Here is a 17,874-nt window from a genome sequence, read left to right as displayed (position 1 = left end):
ATCTTCTTAACGCTTCAGTGTAAAATTCACCATTTCAAAATTAGTGCGTTACGCGCTGATTATCAATCGATTAACAATAAGCAAAGATCATGAGCCCAAGACCTTCTCGTCAAACACTAGCGAATGCTATTCGTGTCCTTAGTATGGATGCTGTCCAACAAGCCAACTCAGGACACCCCGGTGCACCGATGGGGATGGCAGATATTGCAGAAGTACTATGGAATGACTTTTTGTCGCATAACCCAGCCAATCCACACTGGGTGAATAGAGATCGCTTCGTATTATCGAACGGTCATGGCTCAATGTTGTTATATTCGTTATTGCACTTGTCGGGTTACGATTTAGATATTGAAGACATTCGTAATTTTCGTCAGCTGCACTCTAAAACACCGGGTCACCCAGAATACGGATATGCGCCAGGGGTAGAAACAACGACAGGTCCTTTAGGTCAAGGTATTAGCAACGCGGTGGGTATGGCTTTAGCTGAAAAGGTATTAGCTGCACAATTTAATCAACCTAACTTCAAGGTGGTTGACCATTACACGTATACCTTTATGGGGGATGGTTGCTTGATGGAGGGTATTTCGCATGAAGCATGTTCTTATGCGGGTACGCTTGGCTTAGGCAAATTAATAGCGTTTTGGGATGATAACGGTATCTCGATTGATGGCGATGTAGAAGGTTGGTTTACCGATGATACGCCAGCACGTTTTGAAGCCTATGGTTGGCAAGTAGTTCGTGATGTAGATGGGCATAATGCTAATGATATTAAGCAGGCGATTGAGCAAGCACAAAAAGAAACGAATAAACCCACGTTAATTTGCTGTAAAACAGTGATTGGCTCTGGTGCGCCTAATAAAGAAGGGACGCATCATGTACATGGCGCTCCATTGGGTGCTGAAGAAATAGCTGCTACCAGAAAAGCATTAGGTTGGGCAGCGCCTGCCTTTGAAATTCCAGCTGAGGTAAAGAATGCGTGGGATGCAAACGATAAAGGTGAACAAGCAGAAGCTCAATGGGAAGAGTTATTAGAAGCTTATGTGGCTGAATACCCAGACCTAGCTGATGAACTATTGCGTCGTTTATCAGGTGAGTTAAGTGCTGATTGGGCAGAAAAATCAGAGGCATTTGTGCAGGCAGCGCAGCAGGCAGGTGAAACCATTGCCTCACGTAAAGCATCATTAAACACACTTAATGGTTACGGTCCTTTATTGCCCGAGCTTTTAGGGGGATCAGCTGATTTAACTGGCTCTAATTTAACTAAATGGTCAGGGTGTACAGATGTTGATGGGACGAATGCCAACGGCAACTATCTTCATTACGGCGTGCGTGAATTTGGCATGAGCGCAATTCAAAATGGCATTGCATTACATGGCGGCTTTATTCCTTATGGCGCAACGTTTTTAACATTTTCTGATTATGCTCGTAATGCTGTGCGTATGGCTGCATTGATGAAATTACGAAATATTTTTGTTTTCACGCATGACTCGATAGGGTTGGGTGAAGACGGACCAACACACCAATCGGTTGAGCATGTATCAAGTTTACGGTTAATTCCAAACTTAGATGTATGGCGTCCGTGTGATGCGGTTGAATCTGCTGTTGCATGGAAGTATGCGGTTGAAAATGAAAGCACGCCGTCAGCGCTAATTTTTACTCGTCAAAACGTACAGCACCAGCCACGCACAGCTGACCAAGTGGCGGCTATTTCAAAAGGGGGTTATATCCTTAAAGATTGTGAAGGTGAGCCGCAGGTTATTTTAATGGCTACGGGGTCTGAAGTTGAATTAGCGACAACCGCTGCTGACGTATTAGCAGCAGAAGGCGTTAAGGTTCGCGTACTATCTATGCCGTGTACAGACCTTTTTGATAGACAAGATATGGCGTATAAAGAATCTATATTGCCTGCCTCAGTAACAGCAAGGGTAGCGATAGAAGCAGGATCAACAAGCCTTTGGTATAAATACGTGGGCTTGCAAGGTGCGGTGATTGGCTTAGACCGTTTTGGTGAATCGGCTCCGGCTAAAGAATTGTTTGAATACTTTGGCATCACAGTGGAAAAGTTAGTCGAAGCAGCAAAGAACTTAATATAAGTTTCTAAACTCATGGGTATTCGTATAGCCATTAATGGGTTTGGTCGAATTGGGCGCAGTGTACTCAAGGCACTGTATGCGTCTAACCGTCAAGAGCAGATTCAGGTGGTAGCCATTAATGACATTGAGTCATTTAGCACCGTAGCCGAGCATGTAAAAAATGATTTGTCTGGGCTGAACATAGAGCTGTCTACTGATAAGAATACCCTGCTGATGGCAGGTAGGGATGTGCATTATTCGTCACAGGCAAACCCTGTAAAACTGCCTTGGAAATCGCTGAATATTGATGTAGTGCTTGAGTGTACAGGGCAATTTACTCAAGCAGAATCCGCCCATATGCATATTTTGGCAGGGGCTAAAAAAGTCCTTATTTCTGCCCTATCAGATGATAAGGTTGATGCCACGATAGTGTACGGTGTAAACCAGGCAGATCTAAAAGCAGAACATAAAGTCGTTTCAAATGGCTCTTGCACATTAAATTGTTTAGCCCACATGGTAAGTGTTTTAGATGCTGCGATGGGCGTTGAGTACGGTTTAAGCACAACTTTACATGCTTACGATGATAGGCATGAGTCAATGGTTGAGCAAATACCCATGATTCCAACTAAAACAAATTCACCAAACTCTATTGGCCTAGTGTTGCCGCACATGAAAGGAAAAATAGATGGGCTTTCTATTCGCTTATCTACTATCAATGTAGCGATGCTGGATGTGACCTTTAGCAGTAAAAATCAGACAACAGTCGCTGAGGTTAATGAGCGAATGCGGCAGGCAGCCAGTGCTAGTCTGCAAGGGGCGCTTGGTTATAGTGAGGAAAATGCAGTGTCAACAGACTTTAGCGCTCATCCTGCTTCGTGTGTTTTTGATGCTACGCAAACTAAGGTGACATCAGGTCGGCTCGTTAAGGTCGTGGGCTGGTTTGATAATGAGTGGGGCTTTTCAAATCGAATGCTGGACACCGCGCAAGCGATGATGACGAATTAAGAAACATAAAGGAACTCAGATGACGATTATAAAGATGCAAGATATAAATTTATCTGGCAAACGCGTACTGATCAGAGAAGATTTGAATGTGCCTATTAAGGCAGGGAAAGTAACCAGTGATGCGCGTATTAGGGCTAGTCTGCCAACCATCCAACAGGCGCACAATGCAGGTGCGGTGGTGATGTTAATGTCACATATCGGGCGCCCAATTGAAGGACAGTATGATGAGACCTTTAGTTTGAAACCAGTGGCAGAGCATTTGTCTACCTTGTTGGGAAAACCAGTGCGCTTAGAAAAAGATTGGTTGGATGGGGTCAGTGGTCAGCCGGGTGATATTATTCTTTGTGAAAATGTACGTTTCAATGTTGGTGAAAAAGCAGATGACGAAGTGTTGTCGAAAAAAATGGCCGCTCTATGTGATGTGTTTGTGATGGATGCGTTCGGCACGGCTCACCGCGCACAAGCCTCAACACATGGCGTTGCCAAATTTGCACCGATTGCATGCGCAGGTCCGTTATTATCAGCTGAATTAGATGCTTTAGGTCAGGCACTATTTGAACCGGCTCAGCCGATGCTGGCGATAGTAGGTGGTGCAAAAGTGTCGACTAAATTGACGGTGCTGGACTCGATGTTAGACAAGGTTGATCAACTAATTGTTGGCGGTGGTATAGCGAATACTTTTATTGCCGCTCAAGGTTATTCGGTTGGCAAGTCATTGTATGAGCCAGACTTGATTGATGAGGCGAAAGCGTTAATGTTAAAAGCAGAGCAGAATGGTGCGAGCATCCCGGTTCCGGTTGATGTGGTTTGCGGTAAAAAATTTTCAGAAGCAGCACAAGCGACAGTCAAATCAGTCAAAGATGTTGAAGAGGATGACTTAATCCTAGATGTTGGCCCTCAAACAGCTGCCCAATATGCGGGTATCGTTAAAGCGGCCGGAACAATTGTTTGGAATGGACCTTTGGGCGTGTTCGAGTTTGACCAATTTGCAGGTGGAACAAAGGTATTATCACAGGCAATTGCAGACAGTGATGGTTTTTCAATTGCAGGCGGCGGCGATACGTTAGCGGCAGTGGATAAATACGACATTGCCGATCAGGTCTCTTATATATCAACAGGTGGTGGTGCTTTCTTGGAATTTTTAGAGGGTAAGGCCTTGCCTGCGGTATCAGTTTTAGCTGAACGTAGCGCCTAAAACCAGAGCCGTTGGCGCGTTGTTGCGCCTTTAACAACGTTATTTCAGAAAATCTTGTTATATTTTGGTGCCATTAGCGAGCGCCTATTCTTGCTGCACGGTTTATATTTAAGTTATTTGAACGCTTGCCGATATACACTTTACCTACATAACCAATTTCACGGCTGCTTAAATAGCGCTTAACTGAATTTATGAAAAAGATTACGCATTTTTCCCTAACGTGTTTATTACTTTTTGCCTTGATGGTCACATCTGTTCAGGCCGTAGATTTTAATAAAAATAATGCCATCGAAGTTCGCGTCTTGGTCGATGTGTCCGAGAGGATGAAAATAAGTGACCCAGAAAACCATAGAATATCGGCGCTCAAACTGTTCATCAATCTCTTGCCGAATAATGCAAACGTTGGTATTTGGATGTTTGATGAGATGCCAACAGAGATCATGAAAGCGGGTAAATCCGGTATTTCGTGGAAAACGCAGGCTCTTAAGAATGTAGAAAAAATTCAATCATCTAATAAAACAGGGGATATTGAAAAAGCGCTTGCGGTGGCTTCGCTGGATTGGGTAGAAAAAGACAAGAATGCACGTCGGCACATTGTTCTTTTAAGCGACGGAAAAGTAACGTCAGGAAAACTCATGAAAGATAATGTGGCGTCTAAAGAACGAATACTCAATTACCAGGTAGCGCGTTTAAAGGAAGTTGATGTTAGTGTTCATACGGTTGGATTTTCTGATGATGCGGATCTTGGTTTTTTAGAAACAGTGGCTAATGAAACACTCGGTTGGTTTGATGTGGCCAAAACAGCTGCACAGCTAGAACGAGCATTGCTGAGGGTTAGTAAACGCTTGGTTGAGAGAAATAGTATCCCATTAATTGCGAATACATTTACAGTTGATGAAACCGTAAGACAATTCACCGCAGTTGTTTTTAGAAAAAAAGGCTTTGGTACTACCCAGTTGGATGACCCGGAGGGTATGGATTTTGGACGTAGCAGTAATAGAAGCGGTGTTAGTTGGCACCGTGAAAAGAAATATGACATTGTGACAGTCACTAAGCCAATGGCTGGTGAGTGGAGGTTGATTGCAGCGGCTGATCCAGACAATGAAATCTTCATCACCACGAATTTGCAAATGGCTGTTGAAAACATGCCAAAAGAGATTTTTTCGGGTTCCGATACACGCATTAGAATGCTCATGACAGACAAAGGTAAGCTTCTGAAAAATAGCAATCTGTTAGATGTTATCGATGCGACGGTCGAGATTATAAATCAACGAGGGGACAAAGAAGTGCTTCCAATGCAGTTAGATATGATCAACGGCGGGGATTTTTTTGTTGATATTGGAAAAAACCTTAAGGTCGGCCCTTATGAGCTAATAGTTAGGGCTGTTGGAAATACCTTTGAGCGGATAGAAACGCTGTCTTTTTATGTCAAACAAAAGCCTAAAGTTAATTATGTGGAAATCAACCCGGTGTTCGATAAAGTACTTGAGCAAGCCGGTATTGTGCTGCCTGAAGAGGGGCTCACAGAGCAGCAGATTTTTCAATGTCCAGATTTGTCCAGTATTGTAGCGGGCGAAGAGGGTGAGCTTGAACCTGTTGTTGAGTCAGTAGAGGAAGCATCAAATTGGGCCTTAACCAGCGGGGTCGTATTGCTTGTTAATATAGTGTTAGCTGTGGCTGGTTTTTTTGGCTTTAAGTTATTTAAGAAGAAAATGACCGTTAAGGATGAGCAGTTGAGCAAAACGTTAGGGGTTTAAGGCGGCTTGTGACAAACCAGGCGGCGAGTAATATTAACGCGATGAATAAACGGAGTATTTAAATGAGTGAGTCGTTTTTAATTTTATTAATTGAGTTGGTATTTGTTTTAACAGCGATTGTTGGCTTGCTTTTGTTTAAAGTCTATAAGAAAAAGGAAGCCCTACAGAGTCAGATCACAGGGCTGGTTAAAAAGGTCGATAAAGAAGCGCAAGGCAGAAAAGAAACACTAGAAAACACGTTCAAAGCACAGGGAATTGCAGCTGATCAAGCAGGGCAAAACGCCGACCGCTTGGTGGGTGCGGAAGCCAATTGTGTTAAAAAGTTTGCGGTAGCGCAACTTAGTTTAGACTCGAAGGATATTGCTTCCTTTTCCGAAGCCGTTTATGGCTTATCAGCAGAGCACTTGGATGTGGGGTTATTAAATGCTGAGATTCTTTCATCAACACAAGTTCCAGTTGCTCCAGTGGTACAGCCAGTTCAACCTGTGCAGACAACAGTTGGTAGCGAACAAGAATCGGTTCAAGTAAATGATGATATTGAAGTCTCGCTTGATCTCGATGCGCTAGCAGACTCAGATAGTGCTGACGATGATGCTGGTGAACAGTCAGAGTCAGATGTAAAGAGTGTTAATACGGCGACACCAACCATTGAGCCAGAGGCTGAAGAAGAGCTTGAAATAGGTCAGCTTGACGGACATGTTGAGGTGTTGCGTAGCCCTGATACAACGGAAGATTCGGATGAACCCGTTGAAGAAGAGGCTGAGTTAAAAAAAGATTGAATAATCAGTTAGAGCTGGCGTAAAAAGTGATTGGAAACACAGCGCCTTAGGTTAACCCTGTATAAGAATTCGTCAAATAATCCGGTCATAATAGCGGGCTAAATACTACTTAGTTAGTGTTATAGGGTGCCTCCCATCCCCAATAAACCTTCGTTATTTATATAGCCTTTAACTTGTTGCGGCATAGAGCCCCCAGACAGTAGATATTTGTAAACAATAGTATTAGTTACGAGCATATATTAGAAAAAAATGATATAAATACTATTTTTAATAAGTCATTAGATGTTGGAGAGCTGAAAATGGAAAAAACAAAAAATAAAGTGGTTGCCCCACGCTATTTTTCAGGGTCGTTAATGTTAATGTTGGGCGTGTTAGGGTTTTATCTTGGTGGCCTTTGGGTTTGGTTAGGCACAGCGGCGTTTATTTGTCTTGTTGTGTTGGATGTAAGTTTGCCTCGTGATGAGCAGTTGCATGATGTTCGGGCGACAGGCTTGCAGCATTTCGTCCTTTATTGCCAGTTACCATTAATTGTCATGCTCTGGTTAATGTTTGCCGATATGTTGAGCACGTCGAGTGGTAGTGTGCTGGAGATTATGGGTGGTATTTTTTCACTGTCCTTTTTAACTGCGCTGGGTGGTTTGCCTCCAGCTCATGAGCTGATGCATCGTCATGGTACATTGGATCGCTTTTACTGTACTTTGTATCTCACAGTGTTCTTACTCCCGATGAATGATCTCGGGCATGTTAAAGGTCACCATTTGAAGGTCGCTACTTCTGAAGACAGTGATACACCTCGCAGAGGTGAGTCGGTTTATACGTTTGCCTTTAGGTCTTTATGGGGACAAATGAAAGACTCGATTGAGATTGAAAAAGGCCGTCTGAAAAAAACTAAAACTTCTTTTTGGTCGCCTCAAAGCCGTTTCTTTCAATCGGTTATATTAATGTCGACTTGGTTGATTATTTGGTTTTCGATTGCAGGTATTCAAGCCTTGCCATTGTATATATTAACTATGATTATTTTTTATCTAGTGCTAGGTGGCTTTAACTATACTCAGCATTATGGCCTGATCCGAGTTATTGGTGAGCCTATTGAAACGCGACATTCATGGAATCAACTAAAGCCATTAAGCCGAGCGCTTTCATTCGAAATATCTAATCACTCTGAGCACCACTTAAAACCTACGCGTTTTTATACGGACTTGCAGCCATACCCAGAAGCACCACAGCTACCGAGTATAGCGCTATGCTTTATTTGCGCATTTGTGCCGCCTATTTGGGAAGCTAAAATAGTTAAGCCTCAATTAGCTATTTGGGATGAAAAAATGGCTAATGAAGCTGAGAAAAAGTTGGCTGAGGAAGCCAATATTAAAGCTGGTTGGGTATAGATTAGAGGGATAGAGCTATACAGTGGGAATGGGCTCGCCCCTTTGTAAGTTTTAGGTTTTCCGTTTTTTTTAATGTTAGGGTTTAAAAAAACGGGGAGGATGACGGAAGACTTTGGGGTGTATGCTTCCAATTTATATGGTTATGTCTCAAGTACGTCAAATATTATTGAAGTTGTTGCTTTTAACAGTTGACCAGCTAGGGACTCACCTTGCTATTAATACCTTGGTTATGGCCTAAGGCGAGAAAAATATGGAAATTGTTAATAAAAAGGAAGATGAACTATCTATTTGCACATTTTTTTTGTTAAAAAACTAACAGCAGCATGGCTGCTCTATAGATAATTTATAGAAAGCGGCTTGGTGACTACGGCTTCTTGGGTAATTTTTGTGCACTCACCTTTATGCATCATCAAACATTAGAGCAGCTAGAAGAACGCCTGAGCAGTGTGCTCAATTTAATTATTATAGGTTTAAAAGTAAGAGACTAATCATGCATCGTTTAGAAACAAATTTTAGTGAATGGGTTATACGTTACCGTGTAGCGATTATAGTGTTAAGCGTGTTAGTCGTCATTGTCTCTGGGCTTGGTGTTCAATACCTTGGGTTTACGCCGGATTATAGAGTTTATTTTAGAGACGATAGCCCACATTTGATGGCATTTAACGAGAATGAAGCAACCTATTCTAAATCGGATAATGTGTTTATTCTTATTGCGCCTGAAGCAGGCGATGTTTTTGAAAAGGAAATATTAACCCTCGTTGAGGACCTGACGGAAGAGGCATGGCAAATTCCTTATTCTTTAAGGGTTGATTCAATTCAGAATTTTCAGAATACGTATGCAGAAGATGATGACCTTATTGTAGAGGATTTGTATGCAGAGGCCAGCTCATTAGAACAGGACGATATTCAGCGGGTTAAATCGGTGGCGCTAAGTGACCCACTTCTTTATAAACGGATTATCTCAAAAGATGGTGGTGCAACAGCTGTTAATGTAACGATTGAATTCCCCGATATTGAGCCTGAAGAAGAGTTACGTGAAGTAGTGGCTCATGCACGTGAATTGGTAAAAAAATACCAAGAAAAATACCCCACAGTAAAGTTTTATATAACAGGGATGGCATTTATGAATAATGCCTTCGTTGAGTCTGGTCAAGGGGATGGGGAAACACTTTTCCCGATCAGTTTTGTGGTGATGGTTTTATTTCTAACCATATTATTACGCAGTGTTAGTGCAGTGTTCGGGGTGACCTTGGTTATTTTTATGTCAACCGTCGTAGCCTTTGGGTTGGGTGGTTATGCTGGGGTTCTGTTGGCACCCGCATCAGTGGCGTCTGGGCAAATGATTATGGTGTTGGCGGTAGCTAATAGTGTGCATATGCTGGTCACCTTCATTTTTGATTTGCAACATAATGTGGCGAAAACAGAGGCGTTAAAAGAAAGCTTACGGATTAATTTAGTACCCATTTTCTTGACCAGTGTGACCACGATGATTGGCTTTTTGGGGATGAATTTTAATGAATCAGCACCGTATAGAGATTTAGGGAATTTGGTAGCGGTTGGTGTTTTTGCATCGATGGTTTTTTCGCTGACTTTTTTACCAGCCATCATGAGTTTTTTGCCCGTACGAATTAAGCCCGGGGAGGATGCGGCAGTCCCCTATTTAGAGAAATTCTCAAGATTTTCTATTAAATTTCATCGTCCATTATTACTGTTAATGTGTGTGGTGGCCATTTTGTCAGCCGCAGCGATACCGCTGAATACATCGGAAGAGCATTTCACTACGTATTTTGACCATAGCGTACAGTTTCGCGTTGATTCGGATGCAACTCTGGATATTATGGGGGGCACGTTTCAGCTGACATACTCCCTTCCCGCCAACGAAAAGGGCGGAGTGAGTGAACCAGAATATCTTAAGAATTTAAAAGCATTTGCAGATTGGTATCGAGAGCAGCCAGAGACGATCAATGTCTTTGTTTTTACCGATACCATGCTGCGGCTGAATAAAAATATGCATGGGGATGACCCTGCTTGGCAAAAATTACCAGAAAGTCGTGATTTGGCTGCGCAGTATACGCTGCTGTATGAGATGTCATTACCTTATGGTTTGGATTTGAATAATCAGGTTAATGTGGACAAGTCAGCAACGCGGATGGTCGCGACCGTCAGGGATATGACCAATAACGAACTGATGGCGCTTGAGGAAAGAGCACAGGCTTGGCTAAAAGCAAATGTTCCCAGCACAATGACGACCATTGGTACCGGCACCTTGATGATGTTCTCGCATTTGGCTGATACTAATACCACCAGCATGATCGTTGGATCGGTGCTGGCACTGATTCTTATTTCAGGTATTTTAATGGTGGCCTTGCGCTCGGTTAAAATGGGCCTGTTAAGCTTGGTGACCAATATATTGCCCGCAGGGGTTGGTTTTGGGCTTTGGGGCGTGCTCAGCGGCGAAGTTCATATGGGCCTATCGGTAGTGGTCAGTATGACGTTGGGTATCGTGGTGGATGACTCGGTGCATTTCTTAAGTAAATATTTGCGTGCCAAACGCGAAAAAGGCTATTCGACAGAAGAGTCCATTACATACGCCTTTACTCATGTAGGCAAAGCATTAGGCATTAGTACGCTCGTTTTAATAGCTGGTTTTGGTGTGCTGATGGCATCGCACTTTGCGATGACGACTGATATGGCGCTGTTAACGGTATGGATTATTGTCGCCGCCCTAGCCGCAAACTTCTTATTCTTGCCGGGTCTATTGTTAAAGTTTGATAACAACAAAGAGAAGGTGTTGCAGCAAGACGCTAATGAGGGTGTTTGATTTGTTAATAAAGATGTTAGAGAGAAACCGTTAGATGGAACGTTTAGAAGGCTATTTTAGTCAGTGGGTTATTAAGTATCGTGGATGGATTATTGCAGTTAGCCTATTGGTGTTGCTAGCGGCTGGCAATGGTGTGCAGTATTTAGGGTTTGATAATGATTACCGTGCTTTTTTTACCGATGATAACCCTGAGTTATTGGCTTACGATAAGGTTGAAAATACCTATACAAAGTCAGATAACGTCTTCATTTTAATTGAGCCAAAAACAGGCGATGTTTTTCAGCCAGAGGTGCTTAAGCTTCTCGAAGAGCTGACAACATCCGCTTGGCAAACCCCACATTCTAGACGTGTGGATTCGCTGCAAAATTTCCAGAATACCTATGCAGAAGACGATGATTTAGTTGTTGAGAGCTTGTATGAGGAAGCCGAAGATTTACTGGCTGTGGATATCGAAACAATTAAGCAAGTCGGTTTGTCAGACCCGTTACTATTGAAGAGGTTAGTCTCTGCCGATGGCCGTGTTACGGCATTGAATATTACCATTGAATACCCAAAAGTTGACGCGGATAAAGAGCTAAAAGACGTTGTGTCTAGCACACGTGACATGGTGGCTAAGTTTGAGAAGGCTTACCCTAATGTTAATTTTTATATTACCGGCATAGCGTTTTTAAATAATGCCTTTGTTGAAGCGGGGGAGAATGATTTATCCTTGTTAGTGCCGGTAAGTTTGCTTTTGATGGTTGTTATTATGTTTGTGTTATTGCGCAGCCTTAGTGCAGTAATAGGCATTACATTGATCGTTATTTTTTCCGATGTTATTGCCTTGGGTTTAGGCGGTTATGCCGGCATAAAATTAACACCCGCTTCTATTTCATCGGCGCAAATGATTATGGTACTAGCGGTTGCTAATAGTGTTCATTTGCTGGTTACTTTTATGTATGGCTTGCAGCATAAAGTTCCAAAGCAAGAGGCTTTGCTTGAGAGTATACGGATTAATTTACAACCTATATTTTTAACAAGCGCCACCACGATGATTGGTTTTTTATGCTTGAACTTTAGTGAATCCCCACCTTTTAATGATCTAGGTAACTTAGTGGCAGTGGGTGTGTTTGTTTCCTTTTGTCTGTCGCTAACTTTTTTACCAGCGATGATGAGTTATCTGCCAGTCCGCGTGAAAGCGGGAGAAGATATTGCTGTAGAGCGCTTAGCTTCTTTTTCTAGGTTTGTTATTCGTTACCAAAATATTATATTGTTTTTGTCAGCAGGGGTTGTGTTGGTTGCAGCTTATGCTGCTACGTTAAATAAACCAGAAGAGCAATTTCTTAAATATTTTGATGAGTCTGTAGAGTTTAGAGGTGATTCTGATTTTGCTAATCAATCCGTTGGTGGTCTATTTCAAATATCGTTTTCTTTACCAGCTGAAGGTAAGGGCGGCATTAGTGATCCGCAATATCTAGAGCATTTAGCGCTGTTTGCCCAGTGGCTTAAAGAACAACCAGAAATTATTAATACGTATGTTTTAAGCGATACCTTAAAGCGGTTGAATAAGAATATGCATGGGGATGACCCCGCTTGGTATAAGTTGCCAGAAAGTAGAGAAATGGCTGCGCAGTATTTACTGTTATATGAAATGTCATTGCCCTATGGTTTAGATTTAAATAATCAGGTCAACATTGATAAATCAGCTACCCTTTTGGTAGCGGGTGTAGAGGAGATGAGTAATGTTGAGCTGTTAGATTTTGAACAGCGTGTGCAACAATGGATGCAGGACCATTTGCCCGCAAGTATGCAAGCAAAAGGTTCAGGGGCGATTTTAATATTCGCCCACCTGACAGAAAAAAACATCAAAAGCATGCTTAGTGGCTCTATATTGGCGTTAGTGCTTATCTCGATGATTCTAGTTTTTGCACTTCGTTCTATCAGAATTGGCTTTTTAAGTTTGGTGCCGAATTTGGTCCCCGTCATTATTGGTTTTGGTTTGTGGGGCTTATTGTATGTTGAGGTGAACATGGCCTTGGCATCGGTCGTCAGTATGACTCTGGGTATTGTGGTAGATGACACGGTGCATTTTTTAAGTAAGTACTTACGTGCCAAGCGTGAAAAGGGCTATAGCACTGAAGAATCGATTACCTATGCGTTTACCCACGTTGGCAAAGCGTTAACTATTAGTACACTGATCCTTAGTGCTGGCTTTGGTGTTTTAATGATGTCACCTTTTGCGCTTAATTCAGACATGGCCACGTTAACTACATGGATTATTGTGATTGCGTTAGTGGTGGACTTGCTGTTGTTACCTATTTTATTACTCAAACTAGATAAGGAAAAAACATGAAAAAATTAGTCAGTTTATTGGTGCTTTTGTTGCCGTTAATGGCCAGCGCGCAAACGCCGGAAGAAAAAGGCATGGAAATAGCGGTAGAAGGTGATAAGAGGGATGCAGGTTTTGGTGATATGACGTCAGATATGGTGATGACACTAAAGAATGCAAATGGTGATGTCAGTATTAGAAAAATGCGATCTAAAAACCTTGAGGTAGAAGGGGATGGTGATAAGGGCTTAACTATTTTTGATGAGCCAGCTGATATTAAAGGCACCGCTTTTTTATCCTTCACACATATTTTAGAGGCAGATGATCAGTGGTTATATTTGCCAGCTTTAAAACGAGTAAAGCGTATTTCATCTAAAAACAAATCAGGCCCTTTTATGGGTAGTGAGTTTGCCTTTGAAGACTTATCATCTCGTGAGGTGGCAAAGTTCAGCTATTTGTACTTACGCGATGAAGTCATTAATGGTGAAGAGGTGTTTGTTGTTGAATCTAAGCCTAACTATAAGTATTCAGGATATACGCGTTTAATTGCTTGGATTAGTAAAGAAAAGTATCAACCGTTAAAAATTGAATATTATGATCGTAAAAATACCTTGTTAAAAACGACGACAGCAACCGGCTACCAGCAGTACATGGGTAAATATTGGCGGCCTGATTCATTAAACACGGTGAACCATCAAACAAAAAAAGAGACGCGCTTGGATTTTTCAAACTACGAGTTTCAAAAAGGTTTGTCTGATCGTGACTTTAATAAAAGCAGCTTAAAACGAGCGCGCTAATAACTGAGTACAAGTCAATGAGCTTTAAAAAAGCAATGGTAGGCGGCCTGTTGGTAGGCGGGGTCGCCTTCTTATCGTCCGGTTTCGCAAGCGAGTGGTCTGGGTATGTAGCGGGGGAGTATCGCTATTTCACGCAGTCAGCTCTAGATCAGCAGCAGTTTAATGACGCAAGCGTATCGTTTTCAGCCGCGCCGGAGTTTTATCACAGTTGGAATGATGGCGATGATGCCTTTATCTTTAGCTCATTTTTTCGTTGGGATGAGCAAGATCCTCAACGCACACATATAGATTTGCGTGAGCTGATGTGGATTCATGCCGAGCGAGACTGGGAGGTGCGCTTAGGTGTTGGCAAAGTGTTTTGGGGGGTGACTGAATCACAGCACTTAGTGGATATTATTAATCAGTCCGATATGGTTGAAAACTTTGACGGTGAAGATAAGCTTGGACAAACCATGCTTAACTTGTCGCTTATTAAAGACTGGGGAACAGTTGATTTATTTGTACTGCCGGGTTTTAGAGAGCGAACTTTTTCAGGCAATGAGGGGCGTTTTCGCCCAACACCGGCGATAGACGATCATACCGCTTATCAATCTGATTCTAAGGATAAGCATGTGGATTATGCTGTGCGCTGGAGTCAAACGTTTGATGATTGGGATGTTGGGGTCTCCCACTTTTATGGCACGAGCCGTGAGCCAAGAATTATTCCTACAGCGACCGCGGGTGGTATCGCGTTGGTTCCTTTTTACGACCTTATTAATCAAACCGGCCTAGACGTACAAGCAACGCTCGATGAGTGGCTTTGGAAGGTTGAATTGATACACCGTAGTGGACAGGGTGAAACATTTAACGCGTTTACAGGTGGTTTTGAATATACTTTTGTGGGTGTTATGGAGTCTGCTGCTGATGTTGGTCTGATAGCGGAATATTTGTACGATGATCGCGGTGCAGACGTTGCTTTTGATAATGATATATTTGTGGGTGCTCGTTTAGCAATGAATGACGCGGCGTCAAGTGAGCTATTATTTGGCGTTATTGCTGATGTTGACCAAAACACTCAGTTCTATAGCCTTGAGGGAAGCCGGCGTATTGGTGTTAGTTGGGTATTAAGTGTAGAGGCGCGATTCATATCCGCTGCTAGCAATGATGCACTTGCACCTTTTCGCCAGGACGATGTTATTCAACTGGAGTTTGCACGCCACTTTTAATCAACCCTTGTTGCCAATTTTTAATTGATAGCCGCTTTTGCTAAGAGGCGGCTATCAACAGTTTGCACCAAAATAGGTTGATGAATGCTCGGCTTTGATGCAGAATCGAAAAATTAAATTAATAATAAAAGGTTTTGTATGAAATTAATAACAGCCATTATCAAGCCGTTTAAATTAGAAGATGTGCGAGAGGCTCTATCTGCTGCGGGATTTGAAGGAATTACTGTAACAGAAGTTAAGGGTTTTGGCCGTCAGCGCGGCCATACAGAATTATATCGTGGGGCTGAATACGTCGTTGATTTTTTGCCAAAGGTAAAGTTAGAGATTGCGGTTTCGACAGAGCAGTTAGACAGTGCAATTGATGCAATTATTAATGCGGCGAATACTGGAAAAATTGGCGATGGCAAAATTTTTGTAACGAATCTAGAAAGAGCAATTCGAATTCGTACCGGAGAAACAGGCGTTGAGGCTTTGTAAATGAAGATCAGGGGAATTGATAGCTGTCTCTTTTTAAGTCTGTTGTTTTTGCCGACTTTAGCCAGTGCTGAGGAATTAAACGGTGCCAATACTGCATGGATTTTAACGTCTACAGCACTTGTGCTTTTTATGACCATCCCCGGCCTATCAATGTTTTATGCGGGACTGGTACGTACTAAGAATGTACTGTCTGTGTTTATGCAGTGCTTTATGATTACCTGTGTCTCGTCTGTATTATGGTTAATTGTCGGTTATAGTCTTGCGTTTGGCGAAGGTAATGCGTGGATTGGTGATTTATCAAGGGTGATGTTTTCTGGTATTAGCCGTGAAACGTTGTCGGGCGATATTCCAGAAGCATTATTTGCAATGTTCCAGATGACCTTTGCGGTTATTACTCCTGCATTGATCGTGGGTGCCTTCGCAGAAAGAATGAAATTTTCTGCGATGCTGTTATTCAGTGCTATCTGGCTGTTGGTTGTTTATGTGCCCGTTACCCATTGGGTTTGGGGTGGTGGTTGGTTAAGCGCATTGGGTGTTTATGACTTTGCCGGTGGTATTGTTGTGCATATCACAGCCGGTGTTGCGGCCTTAGTGGCAGCACTTGTTATTGGCCCTAGGAAAGGCTTCCCAGCAACAGCAATGCCTCCTCATAATTTAACAATGACGATTGCTGGTGCAGGTATGCTCTGGGTGGGTTGGTTTGGCTTTAATGGTGGTAGCGCCTTGGCTGCCAATGGTGATGCAGCAATGGCCATCATTGTGACGCATATTTCCGCCTCTATGGGGGCCTTTACCTGGATGGCTATTGAGTGGAAAAGATTTGGTAAACCCAGTGCTTTGGGTGCCGTTACCGGGATGGTTGCAGGTTTAGGTACGATTACACCTGCGTCAGGTTTTGTGGGCCCAGGTGGTGCGCTTATCATTGGTTTGTTGGCGGGAATGGTTTGTTTTGGCGCCACACAGTACATTAAGCGTGTGTTGAAGATTGATGATTCATTAGACGTTTTTCCCGTGCATGGTGTTGGGGGGATTTTAGGGTCCTTAGTAGTTGCTGTGTTTGCATCCACCCAGTTAGGTGTTTTTAGCGGTTATGGTTTTGCCGATGGTATTACAACAATAGCAGGCCAGTTATCTGTTCAAGCAATTGGTGTAGTAACAACCATCGTGTTTACAGCTGTCTCCACCTACATTATTTTGAAACTTGTTGGTGCTTTAACCGGCGGTCTGCGAGTGGATGAAGAAGCGGAGCAGCAAGGACTGGATGTTGTTTCGCATGAGGAAACGGGTTACAACCTGTAAACAAAATAAGCGAGATAAAAAGCCCGGCTTAGCCGGGTTTTTTATGCGAGGTCTGGACACGCTATAAGAAAAATTAGGAGAGCACGATGATTAAATTATATGGTTACCCAAGGTCGAGAAGCACGCGTGTAGTTTGGATGCTGGAAGAGTTAGGTGTCGATTATGAGTACATCAAAATAGAGTTGTTAAAAGGAGCTGGGCAGGCGGAGGATTATCTAAAGGTTCACGCAGATGGCAAGGTGCCAGCGATTGATGACGACGGTTTTGTACTAACAGAATCAGCGGCTATTATGACGTACTTGGGAGATAAGTATCCTGCGTCAAATTTAGTGCCAATGCCAAATAGCAAGCAAAGGGCAAAATATGACGAATGGTGTTTCTTTGTGCTCACAGAGTTAGAGCAGCCGTTATGGACGACTGGAAAGCATACGTTTGTTTTTCCTGAAGAGAAGCGTGTACCGGAAATTCTTCAGATTGCGCGTTGGGAGTTTTTAAAAGCTTGTAAGGTATTGGCGCAGCGTTTAGAGAATAAAACGTTTGCCTTAGGTGAGTCGTTTTCTGCAATTGATATTCTAGTGGCGCAGACGCTTCTTTGGGCAAAGGCGTTTGATATGCCCACCGGCTCTAAAGAGTTAGACGCTTACCGTGACCGAATTAGCGCAAGGCCATCACTCGGTAGAGTCGTGGATAGAGAGACGGCGGCGAATTAATAATAAATTCTGGTCTATTCATAGACTTAACTTAGGTGCTACAATAGTGAGTTCATTCAAACTA

Annotated in this window: 13 protein-coding genes; all 13 read left to right on the top strand. The window is 42.8% G+C overall.

The window, feature by feature from the left end:
• The first annotated feature begins 89 nt into the window (after positions 1 to 89).
• The 13 genes from tkt (at position 90) to Q91_RS10330 (ending at position 17,810) form a co-directional block, all read left to right on the top strand.
• Positions 90 to 2,093: a transketolase gene (gene tkt, locus Q91_RS10390; protein ID WP_015006856.1), complete on the top strand. Its 2,004-nt coding sequence runs from the start codon at positions 90 to 92 to the stop codon at positions 2,091 to 2,093.
• A gap of 12 nt (positions 2,094 to 2,105) precedes the next feature.
• Positions 2,106 to 3,077: a type I glyceraldehyde-3-phosphate dehydrogenase gene (locus Q91_RS10385; protein WP_015006855.1), complete on the top strand. Its 972-nt coding sequence runs from the start codon at positions 2,106 to 2,108 to the stop codon at positions 3,075 to 3,077.
• Positions 3,078 to 3,096: 19 nt separating this feature from the next.
• On the top strand, positions 3,097 to 4,272 hold the full coding sequence (locus tag Q91_RS10380; RefSeq protein ID WP_015006854.1) for a phosphoglycerate kinase: 1,176 nt from the start codon (positions 3,097 to 3,099) through the stop codon (positions 4,270 to 4,272).
• A 191-nt stretch (positions 4,273 to 4,463) separates the two neighbouring features.
• Entirely contained in the window at positions 4,464 to 6,029 is a 1,566-nt protein-coding gene (locus Q91_RS10375; protein ID WP_041230540.1) for a VWA domain-containing protein, read from the top strand.
• A gap of 62 nt (positions 6,030 to 6,091) precedes the next feature.
• Positions 6,092 to 6,808: a hypothetical protein gene (locus Q91_RS10370; protein WP_015006852.1), complete on the top strand. Its 717-nt coding sequence runs from the start codon at positions 6,092 to 6,094 to the stop codon at positions 6,806 to 6,808.
• A gap of 299 nt (positions 6,809 to 7,107) precedes the next feature.
• Complete coding sequence (locus Q91_RS10365; protein WP_015006851.1) at positions 7,108 to 8,193, top strand: alkane 1-monooxygenase; 1,086 nt, start codon at positions 7,108 to 7,110, stop codon at positions 8,191 to 8,193.
• Between the two features lie 490 nt (positions 8,194 to 8,683).
• Positions 8,684 to 11,014, top strand: a complete 2,331-nt coding sequence (locus tag Q91_RS10360) for an RND family transporter (protein WP_015006849.1) — start codon at positions 8,684 to 8,686, stop codon at positions 11,012 to 11,014.
• A gap of 34 nt (positions 11,015 to 11,048) precedes the next feature.
• The gene (locus Q91_RS10355) at positions 11,049 to 13,346 is read left to right on the top strand and encodes an RND family transporter (protein WP_015006848.1); all 2,298 of its coding nucleotides are present in this window, start codon (positions 11,049 to 11,051) and stop codon (positions 13,344 to 13,346) included.
• The gene (locus Q91_RS10350; protein ID WP_015006847.1) at positions 13,343 to 14,119 is read left to right on the top strand and encodes an outer membrane lipoprotein-sorting protein; all 777 of its coding nucleotides are present in this window, start codon (positions 13,343 to 13,345) and stop codon (positions 14,117 to 14,119) included. The genes Q91_RS10355 and Q91_RS10350 overlap by 4 nt, the downstream gene beginning before the upstream one ends.
• A gap of 17 nt (positions 14,120 to 14,136) precedes the next feature.
• Positions 14,137 to 15,324 carry a hypothetical protein gene (locus Q91_RS10345; RefSeq protein WP_015006846.1) on the top strand — a complete coding sequence of 396 codons (1,188 nt, stop codon included), beginning with the start codon at positions 14,137 to 14,139 and terminating at the stop codon, positions 15,322 to 15,324.
• Between the two features lie 138 nt (positions 15,325 to 15,462).
• A complete protein-coding gene (locus Q91_RS10340) occupies positions 15,463 to 15,801 on the top strand; it encodes a P-II family nitrogen regulator (protein ID WP_015006845.1) in 339 nt (112 codons plus the stop codon).
• Positions 15,802 to 17,100, top strand: a complete 1,299-nt coding sequence (locus tag Q91_RS10335; RefSeq protein ID WP_015006844.1) for an ammonium transporter — start codon at positions 15,802 to 15,804, stop codon at positions 17,098 to 17,100. It abuts the gene before it with no gap.
• An 86-nt stretch (positions 17,101 to 17,186) separates the two neighbouring features.
• Complete coding sequence (locus Q91_RS10330; RefSeq protein ID WP_015006843.1) at positions 17,187 to 17,810, top strand: glutathione S-transferase family protein; 624 nt, start codon at positions 17,187 to 17,189, stop codon at positions 17,808 to 17,810.
• Positions 17,811 to 17,874 lie beyond the last annotated feature (64 nt).

Source organism: Cycloclasticus sp. P1, from assembly GCF_000299965.1.
Classification (GTDB): Bacteria; Pseudomonadota; Gammaproteobacteria; order Methylococcales; family Cycloclasticaceae; genus Cycloclasticus; species Cycloclasticus pugetii.
Note: the sequence above shows the minus strand (reverse complement) of the source record. Positions and strands in the feature narration are given on the sequence as shown.

Coding starts and splice junctions, on each gene's coding strand:
- tkt (WP_015006856.1), top strand. CDS start 90: ATGAGCCCAAGACCTTCTCGTCAAACACTAGCGAATGCTATTCGTGTC.
- Q91_RS10385 (WP_015006855.1), top strand. CDS start 2,106: ATGGGTATTCGTATAGCCATTAATGGGTTTGGTCGAATTGGGCGCAGT.
- Q91_RS10380 (WP_015006854.1), top strand. CDS start 3,097: ATGACGATTATAAAGATGCAAGATATAAATTTATCTGGCAAACGCGTA.
- Q91_RS10375 (WP_041230540.1), top strand. CDS start 4,464: ATGAAAAAGATTACGCATTTTTCCCTAACGTGTTTATTACTTTTTGCC.
- Q91_RS10370 (WP_015006852.1), top strand. CDS start 6,092: ATGAGTGAGTCGTTTTTAATTTTATTAATTGAGTTGGTATTTGTTTTA.
- Q91_RS10365 (WP_015006851.1), top strand. CDS start 7,108: ATGGAAAAAACAAAAAATAAAGTGGTTGCCCCACGCTATTTTTCAGGG.
- Q91_RS10360 (WP_015006849.1), top strand. CDS start 8,684: ATGCATCGTTTAGAAACAAATTTTAGTGAATGGGTTATACGTTACCGT.
- Q91_RS10355 (WP_015006848.1), top strand. CDS start 11,049: ATGGAACGTTTAGAAGGCTATTTTAGTCAGTGGGTTATTAAGTATCGT.
- Q91_RS10350 (WP_015006847.1), top strand. CDS start 13,343: ATGAAAAAATTAGTCAGTTTATTGGTGCTTTTGTTGCCGTTAATGGCC.
- Q91_RS10345 (WP_015006846.1), top strand. CDS start 14,137: ATGAGCTTTAAAAAAGCAATGGTAGGCGGCCTGTTGGTAGGCGGGGTC.
- Q91_RS10340 (WP_015006845.1), top strand. CDS start 15,463: ATGAAATTAATAACAGCCATTATCAAGCCGTTTAAATTAGAAGATGTG.
- Q91_RS10335 (WP_015006844.1), top strand. CDS start 15,802: ATGAAGATCAGGGGAATTGATAGCTGTCTCTTTTTAAGTCTGTTGTTT.
- Q91_RS10330 (WP_015006843.1), top strand. CDS start 17,187: ATGATTAAATTATATGGTTACCCAAGGTCGAGAAGCACGCGTGTAGTT.